At 65.7% G+C, this 14,393-nt stretch carries 22 protein-coding genes; 20 read left to right on the top strand and 2 right to left on the bottom strand.

Annotated elements, in window-relative coordinates:
- The 12 genes from L0C59_RS04625 to lysS form a co-directional block, all read left to right on the top strand.
- Positions 1-111: EF-Tu C-terminal domain-related protein (locus tag L0C59_RS04625; RefSeq protein ID WP_243090042.1), on the top strand; the 111-nt coding region annotated here is incomplete at its 5' end.
- Positions 112-149: 38 nt separating this feature from the next.
- A complete protein-coding gene (gene rpmG, locus L0C59_RS04620; protein ID WP_243031608.1) occupies positions 150-314 on the top strand; it encodes a 50S ribosomal protein L33 in 165 nt (54 codons plus the stop codon).
- Entirely contained in the window at positions 314-496 is a 183-nt protein-coding gene (gene secE / locus L0C59_RS04615) for a preprotein translocase subunit SecE (protein ID WP_243090035.1), read from the top strand. Before rpmG ends, secE begins: the two co-directional genes overlap by 1 nt.
- A complete protein-coding gene (gene nusG / locus L0C59_RS04610; RefSeq protein ID WP_243090034.1) occupies positions 493-1,047 on the top strand; it encodes a transcription termination/antitermination protein NusG in 555 nt (184 codons plus the stop codon). Before secE ends, nusG begins: the two co-directional genes overlap by 4 nt.
- 44 nt (positions 1,048-1,091) lie before the next feature.
- A complete protein-coding gene (gene rplK, locus L0C59_RS04605) occupies positions 1,092-1,535 on the top strand; it encodes a 50S ribosomal protein L11 (protein WP_243090033.1) in 444 nt (147 codons plus the stop codon).
- A complete protein-coding gene (gene rplA / locus L0C59_RS04600) occupies positions 1,528-2,217 on the top strand; it encodes a 50S ribosomal protein L1 (RefSeq protein WP_243090032.1) in 690 nt (229 codons plus the stop codon). Before rplK ends, rplA begins: the two co-directional genes overlap by 8 nt.
- Before the next feature lie 204 nt (positions 2,218-2,421).
- A complete protein-coding gene (rplJ, locus tag L0C59_RS04595; protein WP_243090031.1) occupies positions 2,422-2,943 on the top strand; it encodes a 50S ribosomal protein L10 in 522 nt (173 codons plus the stop codon).
- A 10-nt stretch (positions 2,944-2,953) separates the two neighbouring features.
- Entirely contained in the window at positions 2,954-3,331 is a 378-nt protein-coding gene (gene rplL / locus L0C59_RS04590) for a 50S ribosomal protein L7/L12 (RefSeq protein ID WP_105318385.1), read from the top strand.
- A gap of 90 nt (positions 3,332-3,421) precedes the next feature.
- A complete protein-coding gene (locus tag L0C59_RS04585; protein WP_243090030.1) occupies positions 3,422-4,003 on the top strand; it encodes a UbiX family flavin prenyltransferase in 582 nt (193 codons plus the stop codon).
- Between the two features lie 82 nt (positions 4,004-4,085).
- Positions 4,086-5,204, top strand: a complete 1,119-nt coding sequence (locus tag L0C59_RS04580; RefSeq protein ID WP_243090029.1) for an acyl-CoA dehydrogenase family protein — start codon at positions 4,086-4,088, stop codon at positions 5,202-5,204.
- Between the two features lie 51 nt (positions 5,205-5,255).
- Positions 5,256-6,047 carry an isoprenyl transferase gene (locus L0C59_RS04575; RefSeq protein ID WP_243090028.1) on the top strand — a complete coding sequence of 264 codons (792 nt, stop codon included), beginning with the start codon at positions 5,256-5,258 and terminating at the stop codon, positions 6,045-6,047.
- A gap of 143 nt (positions 6,048-6,190) precedes the next feature.
- Positions 6,191-7,321 carry a homocitrate synthase gene (gene lysS / locus L0C59_RS04570; RefSeq protein ID WP_243090027.1) on the top strand — a complete coding sequence of 377 codons (1,131 nt, stop codon included), beginning with the start codon at positions 6,191-6,193 and terminating at the stop codon, positions 7,319-7,321.
- Positions 7,322-7,332: 11 nt separating this feature from the next.
- Here the strand turns inward: lysS and L0C59_RS04565 are convergent, their stop codons facing one another.
- Both L0C59_RS04565 and L0C59_RS04560 read right to left on the bottom strand, forming a co-directional pair.
- Positions 7,333-7,533 carry a type II toxin-antitoxin system HicA family toxin gene (locus L0C59_RS04565; RefSeq protein ID WP_243090026.1) on the bottom strand — a complete coding sequence of 67 codons (201 nt, stop codon included), beginning with the start codon at positions 7,531-7,533 and terminating at the stop codon, positions 7,333-7,335.
- Positions 7,523-7,771, bottom strand: a complete 249-nt coding sequence (locus L0C59_RS04560; protein ID WP_243090025.1) for a type II toxin-antitoxin system HicB family antitoxin — start codon at positions 7,769-7,771, stop codon at positions 7,523-7,525. The genes L0C59_RS04565 and L0C59_RS04560 overlap by 11 nt, the downstream gene beginning before the upstream one ends.
- On the opposite strand from L0C59_RS04560, the gene L0C59_RS04555 reads away from it, so the two are divergent.
- From L0C59_RS04555 to L0C59_RS04520, 8 genes are all read left to right on the top strand, one after another.
- Positions 7,770-9,032 carry a 3-isopropylmalate dehydratase large subunit gene (locus L0C59_RS04555; RefSeq protein ID WP_243090024.1) on the top strand — a complete coding sequence of 421 codons (1,263 nt, stop codon included), beginning with the start codon at positions 7,770-7,772 and terminating at the stop codon, positions 9,030-9,032. The two genes, L0C59_RS04560 and L0C59_RS04555, sit on opposite strands and share 2 nt — an antisense overlap.
- Positions 9,025-9,516, top strand: coding sequence for a LeuD/DmdB family oxidoreductase small subunit (locus L0C59_RS04550; RefSeq protein ID WP_243090023.1), 492 nt, complete (start codon positions 9,025-9,027; stop codon positions 9,514-9,516). The genes L0C59_RS04555 and L0C59_RS04550 overlap by 8 nt, the downstream gene beginning before the upstream one ends.
- A 10-nt stretch (positions 9,517-9,526) precedes the next feature.
- A complete protein-coding gene (locus tag L0C59_RS04545; RefSeq protein WP_243090022.1) occupies positions 9,527-9,844 on the top strand; it encodes a TFIIB-type zinc ribbon-containing protein in 318 nt (105 codons plus the stop codon).
- A complete protein-coding gene (gene lysW / locus L0C59_RS04540; protein ID WP_114313794.1) occupies positions 9,838-10,002 on the top strand; it encodes a lysine biosynthesis protein LysW in 165 nt (54 codons plus the stop codon). The genes L0C59_RS04545 and lysW overlap by 7 nt, the downstream gene beginning before the upstream one ends.
- An 86-nt stretch (positions 10,003-10,088) precedes the next feature.
- Positions 10,089-10,937 (top strand): lysine biosynthesis protein LysX, encoded by an 849-nt coding sequence (lysX, locus tag L0C59_RS04535; RefSeq protein ID WP_243090021.1) that lies wholly within the window; start codon positions 10,089-10,091, stop codon positions 10,935-10,937.
- The gene (argC, locus tag L0C59_RS04530; RefSeq protein WP_243090020.1) at positions 10,934-11,974 is read left to right on the top strand and encodes an N-acetyl-gamma-glutamyl-phosphate reductase; all 1,041 of its coding nucleotides are present in this window, start codon (positions 10,934-10,936) and stop codon (positions 11,972-11,974) included. Before lysX ends, argC begins: the two co-directional genes overlap by 4 nt.
- A gap of 17 nt (positions 11,975-11,991) precedes the next feature.
- Complete coding sequence (locus L0C59_RS04525) at positions 11,992-12,801, top strand: [LysW]-aminoadipate kinase (RefSeq protein ID WP_243090019.1); 810 nt, start codon at positions 11,992-11,994, stop codon at positions 12,799-12,801.
- 4 nt (positions 12,802-12,805) lie between these two features.
- Complete coding sequence (locus L0C59_RS04520; protein WP_243090018.1) at positions 12,806-14,389, top strand: 1,4-alpha-glucan branching protein; 1,584 nt, start codon at positions 12,806-12,808, stop codon at positions 14,387-14,389.
- The last annotated feature ends 4 nt before the right edge of the window (positions 14,390-14,393 follow it).

Genomic DNA, 14,393 nt, shown 5'->3' with positions numbered 1-14,393 from the left:
TTTACGGTGGAGCTGATCAAGCCGGTGGCGTTGGAGGAGGGTTTGCGGTTTGCCATTCGCGAGGGTGGGCGGACCGTGGGCGCCGGCGTGGTCACCAAGATCCTGGAGTAAGCTTTGGGGGCGGCAACCCGCCCCAAAGGAGGTGAACCATGGCCAGCGAAGTCCGCATCAAAATCCTCCTGGAGTGCACCGAGTGCAAGCGCCGCAACTACGCCACCGAGAAGAACAAGCGCAACACCACCAGCAAGCTGGAGCTACGGAAGTACTGCCCCTGGTGCGATAAACACACGGTGCACAAGGAAGTGAAGGTCTGATGTTTGCCCGGATTGTTCGCTACTTCCAGGAAGCCCGGGCCGAGCTTGCCCGGGTCACCTGGCCCACGCGGGAGCAGGTCGTGGAGGGTACCCAGGCCATTTTGGTCTTTACCCTGGTGGCCATGGTGGTCTTGGGGCTCTACGATCTCGTCTTCCGATTCCTGATAGGGCTTGTGCGATGAGCATTGAATGGTACGCGGTCCACACCTACGTGGGGCAGGAGGAGAAGGCCAAGGCCAACCTGGAAAAGCGGGTCAAGGCCTTTGGCATGGAGGACAAGATCTTCCAGGTGTTGATCCCCACGGAGGAGGTGGTGGAGCTCCGCGAGGGGGGCAAGAAGGAGGTCGTCAAGAAGAAGCTCTTCCCCGGCTACCTTTTTGTGCAGATGGACCTGGGGGACGAGGAGGAGCCCAACGAGGCCTGGGAGGTGGTGCGGGGCACCCCGGGCATCACCGGCTTCGTGGGGGCTGGGCATAGGCCGGTACCCCTTTCCCCGGATGAGGTGCGGCACATCCTCGAGGTCTCAGGCCTTTTGGGCAAGAAGGAGGCCCCCAAGGCCCAGGTGGCCTTCCGGGAGGGGGATCAGGTCCGGGTGGTTTCCGGCCCGTTCGCGGACTTTACCGGCACCGTGACCGAGATCAACCCGGAAAAGGGAAAGGTCAAGGTCATGGTCACCATCTTCGGGCGCGAGACCCCGGTGGAGCTGGATTTCTCCCAGGTGGCCAAGGCTTAGGAGGCGTTTGCACCCCCAACTTGGGGGGAGCCTAGGAGGGAAAAATGAAGAAAGTCGTTGCTGTGGTAAAGCTTCAGCTGCCGGCGGGCAAGGCCACGCCGGCACCCCCGGTGGGCCCGGCTTTGGGCCAGCACGGGGCCAACATCATGGAGTTCGTTAAGGCCTTCAATGCGGCTACCGCCAACATGGGGGACGCCATCGTCCCGGTGGAGATCACCATCTACGCCGACCGCTCCTTCACCTTCGTCACCAAGACCCCACCTGCCAGCTACCTGATCCGCAAGGCGGCGGGGCTGGAGAAGGGGGCACAAAAGCCTGGCCGGGAGAAGGTGGGCCGCATCACCTGGCAACAGGTTTTGGAGATCGCCAAGCAGAAGATGCCCGACATGAACACCACCGACCTCGAGGCCGCCGCCCGCATGATCGCCGGGTCAGCCCGTTCCATGGGGGTGGAGGTGGTGGGCGCCCCGGAGGTGAAGGATGCCTAAGCACGGCAAGCGCTACCGGGCCCTTTTGGAAAAGGTGGACCCTAGCAAGGTCTACACCATCGACGAGGCCGCCCGGCTGGTGAAGGAGCTGGCCACGGCCAAGTTTGACGAGACCGTGGAGGTCCACGCCAAGCTGGGCATCGATCCCCGCAGGTCCGACCAGAACGTGCGCGGTACGGTTTCCCTCCCCCACGGCCTGGGCAGGCAGGTGCGGGTTTTGGCCATCGCCAAGGGGGAGAAGATCAAGGAGGCCGAGGAGGCGGGGGCCGACTACGTGGGCGGGGAGGAGATCATCCAGAAGATCCTGGAAGGCTGGATGGATTTCGATGCGGTGGTGGCTACCCCGGACGTGATGGGGGCGGTGGGTTCCAAGCTGGGCCGGATCCTGGGCCCGAGGGGGCTTTTGCCCAACCCCAAGGCGGGTACCGTGGGCTTCAACATCGGGGAGATCATCAAGGAGATCAAGGCGGGCCGCATCGAGTTCCGCAACGACAAAACCGGGGCCATCCACGCCCCCGTGGGCAAGGTGAGCTTCCCCCCGGAGAAGATCGCCGAGAACATCCGGGCCTTTCTCCGGGCCCTCGAGGCCAGCAAGCCCGAGGCGGCCAAGGGCACTTTCCTGCGCTCGGTCTACGTGACCAGCACCATGGGGCCCAGCATCCGCATCAACCCCCACTCCTGAGGGCGGTCTTCTGGGGGCCTGGCTTGACGCCAGGCCCCCCACCTTTTAAACTCCTCTATGGCACCCCGGGCGCTACGGCGCCCAGGCCAAAGACAGCGGGGGGCCTAAGGCCTTAAACATCCCGCCGAGGCGCTTTCAGGGGGAGCGTTTCGCAGAAATCCCGAAAAGTCGGCTGGGGTTCCCCTGCCCCAAAGGGAGGAAGGCGTGCCCAACAAGCGTAACGTTGAGCTTCTTGCCGCCCTCAAGGAGAGCCTTGAGCGGGCCCATGGCTCCTTCTTCCTGGTGAACTACCAGGGGCTTTCCGCCAAGGAAACCCATGCCCTGCGTCAGGCCCTCAAGGAGAAGGGGGCCAGGCTCTTTGTGGCCAAGAACACCCTGATCCGCATCGCCCTCAAAGAGCTGGGCCTCCCCGAGCTGGATGGCCTTCAGGGGCCTAGCGCCGTGGTCTTTTACCAGGATCCGGTGGCTGCGGCCAAGGCCCTTTCGGAGTTCGCCAAGAAGAACCCCAAGGGAATTCCTGAGGCCAAGGGCGGGCTTTTGCAGGGCCAGGTGCTTTCGGCCAAGGACGTGGTGGCCCTGGCGGAGCTTCCCACCATGGACGAACTCAGGGCGGAGCTTTTGGGCGTCTTGCAGGCGCCCATGGCGGAACTCCTGGGGGTCCTGGGCGGCGTGGCCCGCGAGCTGGTAGGCATCCTGGAGGCGTACGCGGAGAAGAAGGCGGCATAGGAGGTGGAAGATGGCTTTGGACATCGAACGCATTAAGGAAGAGCTCTCTCAGGCTACGGTTTTGGAACTCAAGCAGCTCATCGATGTGCTCAAGGAAACCTGGGGCGTGACGGCGGCGGCCCCGGTGGCGGTGGCGGCAGCTCCTGCTGCGGCCCAGGCGGCGGCTCCCGTGGAGGAGAAGACGGAGTTCGACGTGATCCTCAAGGACGCCGGGGCCAAGAAGCTGGAGGTCATCAAGGAGCTTCGCGCCATCACCGGTCTGGGCTTGAAGGAGGCCAAGGACCTGGCCGAGAAGGGTGGCCCCGTCAAGGAGGGTATCCCCAAGGCCGAGGCCGAGGAGATCAAGAAGAAGCTCGAGGCCGTGGGCGCGGTGGTGGAGCTCAAGTAACCCTCCGCTTCCACGGGGTGCCCCCCAGGCCCAAAGGGCCTGGGGTTTTTGCGTGGGGGAGCACGGGAGGTCTTGGGGATTGGGGATAGCATGGAAGCCATGGCGGAACTTCCCCGGGTGGTGGTGGGTTTGACAGGGGCTAGCGGCATGCCCTACGCCCTGGACCTATTGGAAACCCTGCAGGGCCTTGCCGAGGTGCACCTGGTCTTAAGCCAGGGGGCCAAGCGGGTCTTGTGGGAGGAGATGGGCCTAAGCCCCAAGGAGCTTTACCCTTTGGCCAAGCGGGTCTACAAGGACGGCGACCTGGGTGCCCCCATCGCCTCGGGCTCCTTTCGCACCCAGGGCATGGTGGTGGTGCCCTGTTCCGCCAGCACCCTTAGCAAGATCGCCCTGGGCCTGGCGGATACCCTCCTCACCCGGGCAGCCTACGTCCACCTAAAGGAAAGGCGCCCCTTGATCCTGGTGCCCCGGGAGGCTCCTCTGCCCCTTCCCACCCTTAAGGCCATGGTGCGGGCGGCGGAGGCTGGGGCCCTGATCCTCCCGGCGAGCCCCGGCTTTTACCACCGGCCCAAGGAGATCCGGGAGCTTTTGGGCTTCATCACCCAGCGCATCCTGGACCACCTGGGCTTGAGCGCAGAGCGGGCTCCCCGCTGGGGTGAGCCCCCTTCCTGAGGGTGGGGAGGGCTTTCCCAAGGCCTTTGGCCTCCCCATGCATGACGCTTTTTTACGGGGGTGCGGTGATACGATATTCCCGATGACCCTCACTTCCGAGCAGAAGCTGGTGCTGGACACGGTACGGCAGGTGGCCAAGGAGGTCCTTTACCCCCTGGCCCCGGAGTACGACCGCAGGGGGGAGTACCCCTGGCCCCAGCTAAAGGCCTTGGCGGAGCTGGGCTTTTTGGGCATGACCACCCCGGAGGAATGGGGAGGGGTGGGCCTGGACTCGGTGACCTGGGTCCTGGCCCTCGAGGAGATCGCCGCCGCCGACCCCAGCGTGGCCGTGGTGCTTTCGGTGACCAGTGGCCTTCCCCAGTACATGCTCCTTCGCTTTGGCACCGAGGAGCAAAAAAAGAGGTACTTGGTGCCCCTGGCCCGGGGGGAGTGGATCGGGGCCTTCTGCCTCACCGAGCCCCAGGCGGGCTCCGATGCCGCCAGCATCCGCACGGAGGCCAGGAGGGTGCCCGGGGGTTTCGTGCTGAACGGCCAGAAAAGCTGGATCACCTCCGCAGGCCAGGCCCACCTCTACGTGGTCATGGCCAGGGGCGAGAAGGGCATCAGCGCCTTCCTGGTGGAGAAGGACACCCCCGGCCTTTCCTTTGGCCCCCCGGAGGAGAAGATGGGCCTCCACGCCGCCCACACCGCTGAGGTGCGGCTGGAGGAGGTCTTCGTGCCCCAGGAAAACCTCCTGGGCGAGGAGGGAAGGGGCTTGGCCTACGCCCTGGCAGGCCTGGATTCGGGCCGGGTTGGGGTGGCGGCCCAGGCGGTGGGCATCGCCCGGGGGGCCTTTGAGATCGCCAAGGCCTATGCCGATGAGAGGGAGCAGTTTGGCAAGAAGCTGCGGGAGCACCAGGCCATCGCCTTCAAGATCGCCGACATGCACGTGAAGATCGCCGCGGCCCGGGCCTTGGTGCTGGAGGCCGCCAGGAAAAAGGACTCCGGGGGGCGGTTCACCCTCGAGGCCAGCGCCGCCAAGCTCTTCGCCAGCAGCGTAGCGGTGGAGGTGACCCGGGAGGCGGTGCAGGTCCTGGGCGGCTATGGCTACCACCGGGACTACCGGGTGGAGCGCTACTACCGCGACGCCAAGGTGACGGAGATCTACGAGGGCACCTCGGAGATCCAGCGCCACATCATCGCCCGGGAGCTTTACCGGTAGGTTTCCCCGGGCCTTCCCTTTCTCATCCTCCCGCCTTAGGGTGGAAAGGGTATGGTCCGCCGCCTCCTCTCCCTTTCCCGGCCCCTCTACTGGCTTTACGAAAGGCGCCTCCTCAAGGAGGTGAAAGGGGGCCCGGTCCCCAAGCACCTGGGCCTCATCCTGGATGGGAACCGCCGTTACGCCCGGGCCTTGGGGCTTTCCCCCGCCAAGGGGCATGAGTTCGGGGTCCAGAAGGCCTACGAGGTCCTGGAGTGGTGTCTGGAGATGGGGATTAGGACCGTGACGGTCTGGGTCTTCTCCACGGATAACTTCCAGCGCCCGCCCGAGGAGGTGGAAACCCTGATGCGCCTTTTCGTGCGGGAGGCGGAGAGGATGGCGGAGGACCATCGCATCCTGGAGCACCAGGTGCAGGTGCGCTTCATCGGGCGGCGGGAGGGGTTCTCAGGGGAGGTGCTAAGGGCCCTGGAGCGCCTGGAGGAGCGCACCCGGCACCACCAGGGCATGGTGCTGAACATCGCCTTGGGCTACGGGGGACGGGAGGAGATCGTGGATGCGGTGAAAAGGCTCCTCCTGGAGGCTTGGGAAAGGGGTCTTTCCCCCAAGGAACTTTCGGAAAGGCTGACCCCTATGGACATCGCCCGCCACCTCTATACCGCAGGCCTTCCCGACCCCGACTTCATCATCCGCACCTCGGGGGAGATCCGGCTTTCCGGATTCCTCCTTTGGCAGTCCGCCTACTCCGAGTTCTACTTCGCCGATGTGCTCTGGCCGGAGTTCCGGAAGATCGACTTCTTGAGGGCTCTAAGGAGCTATCAGGCCCGCGAGAGGCGGTTTGGGCGTTGACAAAAAGGCGGGTTTCGTATACCCTTACAGGCAAGATGCTGGCCTTTGAGAAAAAACTCGGCCGCCGGGGGGTAGGGTAGCCCCAGAGGGTTTCCCATCCCCCGGCCCGAGCTCGGGCCGGTTTTCTTTTTGGGGAGGAGCGCATGCGGGAATGGAAGATTATCGATTCCACCTTAAGGGAAGGGGAGCAGTTTGAAAGGGCTAACTTTTCCACCCAGGACAAGGTGGAGATCGCCAAGGCCTTGGACGAGTTCGGCGTGGAGTACATCGAGGTGACCACCCCCATGGCCTCCCCCCAGTCCCGCAAGGACGCGGAGGTCCTGGCCTCCTTGGGCCTGAAGGCCAAGGTGGTGACCCATATCCAGACCCGGCTGGATGCGGCCCAGGTGGCGGTGGAGACCGGGGTACAGGGCATAGACCTCCTCTTCGGCACCAGCAAGTACCTCAGGGCTGCCCACGGGCGGGACATCCCCCGCATCATCGAGGAGGCCCGGGAGGTGATCGGCTTTATTCGGGAGAAGGCCCCCCACGTGGAGGTGCGCTTCTCCGCCGAGGACACCTTCCGCTCCGATGAGCACGACCTTTTGCAGATCTACCAGGCCGTCGCTCCCTATGTGGACCGGGTGGGTCTGGCGGATACCGTGGGCATCGCCACCCCCAGGCAGGTCTTCGCCCTGGTGCGGGAGGTCAGGCGGGTGGTGGGCCCCCATGTGGACATAGAGTTCCACGGGCACAACGACACGGGTTGCGCCATCGCCAATGCCTTTGAGGCCATAGAGGCGGGGGCTACCCATGTGGACACCACCATCCTAGGCATTGGGGAGCGGAACGGGATCACCCCCTTAGGGGGTTTTCTCGCCCGCATGTACACCCTGCAACCCGACTACGTGCGCAGGAAGTACAAGCTGGAGATGCTTCCCGAGCTGGACCGCATGGTGGCCCGGATGGTGGGGATCGAGATCCCCTTCAACAACTACATCACCGGGGAGACCGCCTTCAGCCACAAGGCGGGGATGCACCTCAAGGCCATCTACCTCAACCCCGAGTCCTACGAGCCCTATCCGCCGGAGGTCTTTGGGGTGAAGCGCAAGCTCATCATCGCCTCCAAGCTCACGGGCCGGCATGCCATCAAGGCGCGGGCGGAGGAGCTGGGCCTGCACTACGGGGAGGAGGAGCTGGCCCGCATCACCCAGCACATCAAGGCCTTGGCGGATCAGGGCCAACTCACCCTCGAGGAGCTGGACCGCATCCTGAGGGAGTGGATCACGGCATGAGGCTAGGCCCTTTAGAGCTTGCGGAACCCCTCCTCGGTGAGGCCGGTTTGCTTCTTCCTGAAGGTGCCCTGGGGGAGCCCTCCGCTATGGAAGGGAATCACCGCGATCCGGCCATCGGGATGAGCGTAAAGCCGGTGCCCCCCTCCCCTCATGCGCTCCGCAAACCCCAGGCGCTGGAGCTTCCGGGCCACCTCCTCGGGCCTAGGCGGCATCTACCCCCACCGGCACCGTACGGACATCTTTGGGAAGGGGGCGGCCCATATCCCTCAGGTGGGCCAGCACCAACCCCAGGGCTTCTTTGGCGTGGGCCAAGGCTTCCTCGGGGGTTCGGCCAAAGGAATGGGCTTCGGGAATGGCGGGAAACTCGGCCCGCCATACCCCGGGTTCTTCAGAGTCGGGATCGGCCCGGATCCAGGAGCGCTTCAGGTCTTCAGTGAAGGGGGCGGGCATGGGCATGACCTTAGCGGAAAAGATACTTTCCCAGAAGGCGGGAAGGGAGGTAAGGGCTGGGGAGCTGGTGGTGGTGGAGGTGGACCAGGTCATGGTGGTGGACTCCATCGCCGGAAGCTTCTTCAAGCGCCTGGCGTACCTGGAGGCCACCCCCCGGTACCCGGAAAGGGTTTCCATCGTCATCGACCACGTGGCCCCGGCGGCCAACCTCGAGGTGGCCAAAGCCCAGAAGGAGATCCGGGAATGGGGCAGGAAGCACGGCATCCGGGTCTTTGACGTGGGGAGAGGGGTGTGCCACCAGGTGCTCATCGAGGAGGGCCTGGCCCAGCCGGGTTGGATCGTGGTGGGGTCGGACTCCCACTCCACCACCTACGGGGCGGTGGGGGCCTTCGGCACGGGCATGGGGGCCACGGATATCGCCCTGGCCGCCGCCAGCGGCCGCACCTGGTTCAGGGTGCCGGAAAGCGTCAAGGTCACCTTCCGCGGGGCCCTTCCCCGGGGGGTTACGGCCAAGGACGCCGCCCTGGAGATGGTCCGCCGCCTTACCGCCGAGGGGGCCACCTATATGGCGGTGGAGATCCACCTCACCGAGGGGGCAGAGTCCCTGAGCCGGGGCGAGCGCATGACCCTGGCCAACCTCACCGTGGAGGCGGGGGCCAAGGCGGGGTTGGTGGTGCCCTCGGGGGAGATCCTAAAGCTTTACCGGGTGCCCGACTGGCTCTACCCCGACCCCGATGCCCGGTATGTGCAGGAGGTGGAGATTGACCTCCCCACCCTCACGCCCCGGGTGTCCGTTCCCTTCCATGTGGACAACGTGCAGGAGGCCTCCTCTGTCCGGGGCAAGCGGGTGGACCAGGTGTTCATCGGCACCTGCACCAACGGGCGCCTCGAGGACCTGAGGGCCGCCGCCGAGGTGCTAAGGGGGCGAAAGGTGGCCCCGGGGGTGCGCCTTCTGGTCATTCCCGCCAGCTCCCAGGTGTTGGAGGAGGCCACCCGGGACGGCACCCTTCTCACCCTCCTGGAGGCCGGGGCCACCCTCGGCACCCCCGGGTGCGGTCCTTGCATGGGGCGGCACATGGGGGTTTTGGCCCCGGGGGAGGTGTGCGTGTCCACCAGCAACCGCAACTTCCGGGGGCGCATGGGGGCTCCCGACGCCGAGATCTACCTGGCAAGCCCCCGGGTGGCCGCGGCCAGCGCGGTGGCCGGGTACATCGCTACCCCCGAGGACCTGGCCCCTTTAGAGGAGGAAGCCCATGCCTAGGGTTTGGAAGTTCGGCGACCACATCAACACCGACGACATCCTTCCCGGCAAGTACGCCCCTTTCATGGTGGGGGAGGAGCGGTTCCACACCTTCGCCTTCGCCCACCTGCGGCCCGAGTTCGCCAAGGAGGTGAGGCCTGGGGACATCCTGGTTTTCGGGAGGAATGCCGGGCTTGGCAGTAGCCGGGAGTATGCCCCGGAGGCCCTGCGCAAGCTGGGCATCCAGGTGGTCATCGCCAAAAGCTACGCCCGCATCTTCTTCCGCAATCTGGTGAACCTGGGGATCGTTCCCTTTGAATCGGAGGAGGTGGTGGATGCGCTAGAGGACGGGGATTTGGTGGAGCTGGATCTGGAAAGAGGGGTTTTGCTGCGGGGAGGGGAGCGCTTTGCCCTGCGTCCCCCGCCGCCCTTCCTCCTGGAGGCCTTGAGGGAGGGTTCCCTCTTGGACTACTACAAGAAGCACGGCCGCTTCCCGGGGGAGTAGACTGGGGTTTATGGAGGACCTGGAGATCACCTGCCCGGTGTGCGGCGAGGTCAGCGTGGTGCTGGCCGAGGACATGGAGACCCTGGAAGTAGGGGACGTGCTGGAGTGCGAGGCTTGCGGGGCCTTTTTGGAGGTGGTCTCCCTGGATCCCCTCGAGGTGGAGGTGACGGAGGAGGGCCTCGAGGCCTTCTTCGTGGACTGCCCCCGTTGCGGCTACACCTTAGAGGTATCCGAGGAGGATCGAGGCCAAGAGGTGGAGTGCCCGGAGTGCGGCTTCCGGTTTGTCCCTGACTGGAGCGAGTTAGACGAGGAGGACGAGGAATGGTAGCCACTTGCCCTGAATGCGGTGCGGAGCTTACCCTGGAGAACCCGGAGCTTGGGGAACTGGTGGTGTGCGAGGACTGCGGTGCGGAGCTGGAGGTGGTGGGGTTGGATCCCTTGCGCCTGGAGCCCGCCCCGGAGGAGGCTGAGGACTGGGGAGAGTGAGGCCATCCCCTTAGGGTAGGGAGCCTCGAGGCCCCGGGCCGGGTTTGCCCGGTCCGGGGTTCCTGGAAGGGGGAAGAGCCTTCGCCATGCTGGCCATCCTGTACGACCGCATCCGCCCCGACGAGAAGATGCTCTTTGAAAGGGCTGAGGCCCTGGGCATTCCCTACAAGAAGGTCTACGTTCCCGCCCTGCGCATGGTCCTTGGGGAAAGGCCTAAGGAGCTGGAAGGGGTCACGGTGGCCCTGGAGCGTTGCGTGAGCCAGACCAGGGGCCTGGCCGTGGCCCGCTACCTCACCGCCTTGGGCATCCCCGTGGTGAACCGGCCGGAGGTCATGGAAACCTGCGGGGACAAGTGGGCCACCAGCGTGGCCTTGGAGCGCCATGGCCTCCCCCAGCCCCGAACCGCCCTCCTCACCGATGCGGAGGAGGCCTTAAGGCTCATGGAGGAATGGGGCTATCCCGTGGTGCTGAAGCCGGTGATCGGGAGCTGGGGAAGGCTTCTCGCCAAGATCACCGACCGGGAGGCGGCCGAGGCCATCCTGGAGCACAAGGAGGTCCTGGGGGGGTTTCAACACCAGCTCCTTTACCTGCAGGAGTACGTGCGGAAGCCGGGGCGGGATATACGGGTCTTTGTGGTGGGGAATAGGGCCATTGCCGCCATCTACCGCAGAAGCCAGCACTGGATCACCAACACCGCCCGGGGGGGGCAGGCGGAAAACTGCCCCGTAACCCCAGGGATAGCGGAGCTTTCCGTGCGGGCGGCCCAGGCGGTGGGGGGCGGGGTGGTGGCCATTGACCTCTTCGAGTCCGAGAGGGGCCTTTTGGTGAACGAGGTGAACCACACCATGGAGTTCAAGAACTCCGTGCACACCACGGGGGTGGATATCCCGGGGGAGATCCTCCGGTACACATGGGAACAGGGGAGGGTTGCATGAATGCCGGGAAGAGAACCCTGTCCATCGTGGGGGCCTCGGGCTATGCGGGAGGGGAGTTTTTGCGCCTGGCCCTTTCCCACCCTCACCTCGAGGTGAAGCAGGTGACCTCGAGGCGCTTTGCCGGCGAGCCCGTGGCCTTCGTCCACCCCAACCTGAGGGGGAGAACCAACCTGAAGTTCATCCCCCCGGAGAGGCTGGAGCCCGCGGACATCCTGGTTCTCTCCCTGCCCCACGGGGTCTTTGCCCAGGAGTTTGAGCGCTATGCGGATCTGGCCCCCATCCTCATAGACCTTTCCGCGGACTTCCGCCTTAAGGACCTGGACCTCTACCGCAGGTACTATGGGGAGCACCCCAGGCCGGAGCTTCTCGGCCGCTTCGCCTACGCCCTGCCCGAGCTTTACCGGGAGAGGCTGAAGGAAGCGGACTGGATGGCGGGGGCCGGGTGCAACGCCACCGCCACGCTTCTGGGCCTGTATCCCCTCCTCAAGGGGGGGGTGTTGAAACCCGGGCCCATCTTCGTCACCCTCCTCATCTCCACCTCCGCGGCGGGGGCCGAGCCGAGCCCTGCCAGCCACCATCCCGAGCGGGCCGGCTCCATTAGGGTCTACAAGCCCACGGGCCACCGCCACACCGCGGAGGTGGTGGAAAACCTCCCGGGAAAGCCCGAGGTGCACCTCACCGCCATCGCCACCGACCGGGTGCGGGGCATCCTCATGACCGCCCAGGCCTTTTTGCAGGACGGCTGGAGCGAGCGGGATGTCTGGCAGGCGTACCGGGAAGCCTATGGGGGCGAGCCTTTCGTCCGCATCGTCAAGCAGAAAAAGGGCATCCATCGCTACCCCGACCCCCGCTTCGTCCAGGGCACCAACTACGCGGACATCGGCTTTGAGCTGGAAGAGGACACGGGGAGGCTGGTGGTGATGACCGCCATCGACAACCTGGTGAAGGGCACCGCTGGGCATGCCCTGCAGGCCCTCAACATCCGCATGGGCTGGCCCGAGACCCTGGGCCTGGACTTCCCGGGGTTGCACCCGTAGGCGCCAGGAGGGTTGCCGTGATCGTGGTCAAGGTGGGGGGTGCTGAAGGCATCAACTACGAGGCGGTGGCCAGGGATGCCGCCTCCTTGTGGAAGGAGGGGGTGAGGCTTCTTTTGGTCCACGGGGGAAGCGCCGAGACCAACAAGGTGGCGGAGGCCCTGGGCCACCCGCCCCGGTTCCTCACCCATCCCGGGGGGCAGGTGAGCCGCCTCACCGACCGCAGGACCCTGGAGATCTTTGAGATGGTCTACTGCGGCCTGGTGAACAAGCGCCTGGTGGAGCTTTTGCAGCGGGAGGGGGCCAACGCCCTGGGGCTTTCCGGGCTGGATGGGAGGCTTCTCCAAGGCCGGCGGAAGACCGCGGTGAAGTACGTGGAAGACGGCAAGATCAAGATCCACCGCGGGGACTACACGGGCACCGTGGAGCGGGTGAACCGGTCCCTGTTGGACCTTCTCCTTGGGGCGGGGTACCTGCCGGTCATCACCCCTCCCGCCATCAGCTACGAGGGGGAGGCCATCAACACCGATGGGGACCAGGTGGCGGCCCTTCTCGCCACCGCCTACCAGGCGGAGGCCCTGGTCTACCTTTCCAACGTGCCCGGCCTTCTGGCCCGCTACCCCGACGAGGCCAGCCTGGTGCGGGAAATCCCCGTGGATAGGGTGGAAGACCCCCAGTACCTGGCCCTGGCCCAAGGGCGGATGAAGCGGAAGGTGATGGGGGCGGTGGAGGCGGTGAAGGGGGGAGTGAAGCGGGTGGTCTTCGCCGATGCCCGGGTGGAAGACCCCATAAGGCGGGCCCTGGCCGGGGAGGGCACCGTGGTACGCTAAACCCATGGCGCGCTTTGCCCTGGTCCTCCACGCCCACCTCCCCTATGTGCGTTCCCATGGGATGTGGCCCTTTGGGGAGGAGACCCTCTACGAGGCCATAGCGGAAACCTATCTGCCCCTTTTAAGGCTCTTGGAACGGCTCCATGCCGAAGGGGTGGAGGCCCGGTTTACCTTAGGGATCACCCCCATCCTGGCGGAGCAGTTGGCCGATCCCAAGGTGAGGGAAGGCTTTTGGGCGTATGCCAGGGACCGGCTGGAGCGGGCCCAGGGGGATTATCTCCGCTACCAGGGGACGGACCTCGAGGCCAGCGCCCGCCACCAGGTGGCCTTCTGGGAGCTCACCCTGGATCACCTTCACCACCTGAAGGGGGACCTCCTTTCCGCCTTCCGCAAGGCCCAGGACCGGGGCCAGGTGGAGCTTCTCACCTCCAGCGCCACCCACGGGTACTCCCCCCTTCTGGGGTACGACGAGGCCCTTTGGGCCCAGATCAAAACCGGGGTGGCCACCTACCGCCGCCACTTCGCCAAGGATCCCACGGGCTACTGGCTTCCCGAGATGGCCTACCGGCCTAAAGGCCCCTGGAAACCCCCTGTGGAAGGGGCGCCGGAGGGGGTCAGGCCGGGGGTGGATGAGCTCCTCATGCGGGCGGGGATCCGCTACACCTTTGTGGACGCCCACCTGGTCCAGGGGGGGAGGCCCCTTTCCCCTTACGGGGAGGCCTCCTTGGGCCCGGTGGAAAGCGCCGAGGCCACCTACTACGTCCACGAGCTGGAGTCGGGCCTTAGGGTTTTGGCCCGCAACCTGGAGACCTCCTTGCAGGTCTGGAGCGCCGACTACGGCTACCCGGGGGAGGGGCTTTACCGGGAGTTCCACCGCAAGGACCCCATCTCCGGCCTCCACCACTGGCGGGTCACCCACCGCCAGGCAGACCTCTCCGCCAAAGCGCCCTACGATCCCGAGGCGGCCTTTCTCAAGGTGAAGGAGCATGCTGCCCACTTCGTGGACCTGGTGGAGGGGTTGTCGCGGGGGCACCCGGATGGGGTGATCCTGGCCCCCTACGACGCGGAGCTCTTCGGCCACTGGTGGTACGAGGGGGTGGCCTGGTTGGAGGAGGTGTTGCGGCTTCTGGCCCGAAGGAGAGGGGTCCAGGCGGTCACGGCCAAGGAGGCGGTCCAGGGCAAGGCGGTGCGCTCGGCGTTGCCTGAGGGTTCCTGGGGCCGGGGCGGGGACCACCGGGTCTGGCTCAACGAGGCCACCTTGGACTACTGGCGCACGGTGTACCGGGCGGAAGGGGCCCTGCGGGAGGCGGTGCGCCAAGGTAGCCTGCCCCCCAGGGTGCTCCAGCAGGCCATGCGGGAGCTCTTGCTCCTCGAGGCCTCCGACTGGCCCTTCCTCATCGATACCGCCCAGGCGGCGGAGTACGCCAAGGAGCGTTATCAAGGGCATGCCGAGGCGTTCTTTCGGCTCCTCCGAGGGGCGTCCTTGGAGGAGCTTAAGGCCTTGGAGGAGCGGGATAACCCCTTCCCGGAGGCGGACCCCAGGCTTTACCTGGAGCCCAGCGCCGCCTTTCATGGGGGTGTAGGCTAGGTCC

The sequence above is a fragment of the Thermus neutrinimicus genome, from assembly GCF_022760955.1.
Taxonomy (GTDB): Bacteria; Deinococcota; Deinococci; order Deinococcales; family Thermaceae; genus Thermus; species Thermus neutrinimicus.
The sequence above is the reverse complement of the archived record's forward strand: the minus strand, read 5'-3'. Positions and strand labels throughout refer to the sequence as shown.

Coding starts and splice junctions, on each gene's coding strand:
- L0C59_RS04560 (WP_243090025.1), bottom strand. CDS start 7,771: ATGCCCGCCCCCTTCACTGAAGACCTGAAGCGCTCCTGGATCCGGGCC.
- argC (WP_243090020.1), top strand. CDS start 10,934: ATGAATGCCGGGAAGAGAACCCTGTCCATCGTGGGGGCCTCGGGCTAT.
- lysW (WP_114313794.1), top strand. CDS start 9,838: ATGGTAGCCACTTGCCCTGAATGCGGTGCGGAGCTTACCCTGGAGAAC.
- L0C59_RS04545 (WP_243090022.1), top strand. CDS start 9,527: ATGGAGGACCTGGAGATCACCTGCCCGGTGTGCGGCGAGGTCAGCGTG.
- L0C59_RS04580 (WP_243090029.1), top strand. CDS start 4,086: ATGACCCTCACTTCCGAGCAGAAGCTGGTGCTGGACACGGTACGGCAG.
- rplA (WP_243090032.1), top strand. CDS start 1,528: ATGCCTAAGCACGGCAAGCGCTACCGGGCCCTTTTGGAAAAGGTGGAC.
- L0C59_RS04555 (WP_243090024.1), top strand. CDS start 7,770: ATGGGCATGACCTTAGCGGAAAAGATACTTTCCCAGAAGGCGGGAAGG.
- nusG (WP_243090034.1), top strand. CDS start 493: ATGAGCATTGAATGGTACGCGGTCCACACCTACGTGGGGCAGGAGGAG.
- L0C59_RS04565 (WP_243090026.1), bottom strand. CDS start 7,533: ATGCCGCCTAGGCCCGAGGAGGTGGCCCGGAAGCTCCAGCGCCTGGGG.
- L0C59_RS04550 (WP_243090023.1), top strand. CDS start 9,025: ATGCCTAGGGTTTGGAAGTTCGGCGACCACATCAACACCGACGACATC.
- secE (WP_243090035.1), top strand. CDS start 314: ATGTTTGCCCGGATTGTTCGCTACTTCCAGGAAGCCCGGGCCGAGCTT.
- L0C59_RS04575 (WP_243090028.1), top strand. CDS start 5,256: ATGGTCCGCCGCCTCCTCTCCCTTTCCCGGCCCCTCTACTGGCTTTAC.
- lysS (WP_243090027.1), top strand. CDS start 6,191: ATGCGGGAATGGAAGATTATCGATTCCACCTTAAGGGAAGGGGAGCAG.
- rplK (WP_243090033.1), top strand. CDS start 1,092: ATGAAGAAAGTCGTTGCTGTGGTAAAGCTTCAGCTGCCGGCGGGCAAG.
- lysX (WP_243090021.1), top strand. CDS start 10,089: ATGCTGGCCATCCTGTACGACCGCATCCGCCCCGACGAGAAGATGCTC.
- L0C59_RS04520 (WP_243090018.1), top strand. CDS start 12,806: ATGGCGCGCTTTGCCCTGGTCCTCCACGCCCACCTCCCCTATGTGCGT.
- rplL (WP_105318385.1), top strand. CDS start 2,954: ATGGCTTTGGACATCGAACGCATTAAGGAAGAGCTCTCTCAGGCTACG.
- L0C59_RS04585 (WP_243090030.1), top strand. CDS start 3,422: ATGGAAGCCATGGCGGAACTTCCCCGGGTGGTGGTGGGTTTGACAGGG.
- rpmG (WP_243031608.1), top strand. CDS start 150: ATGGCCAGCGAAGTCCGCATCAAAATCCTCCTGGAGTGCACCGAGTGC.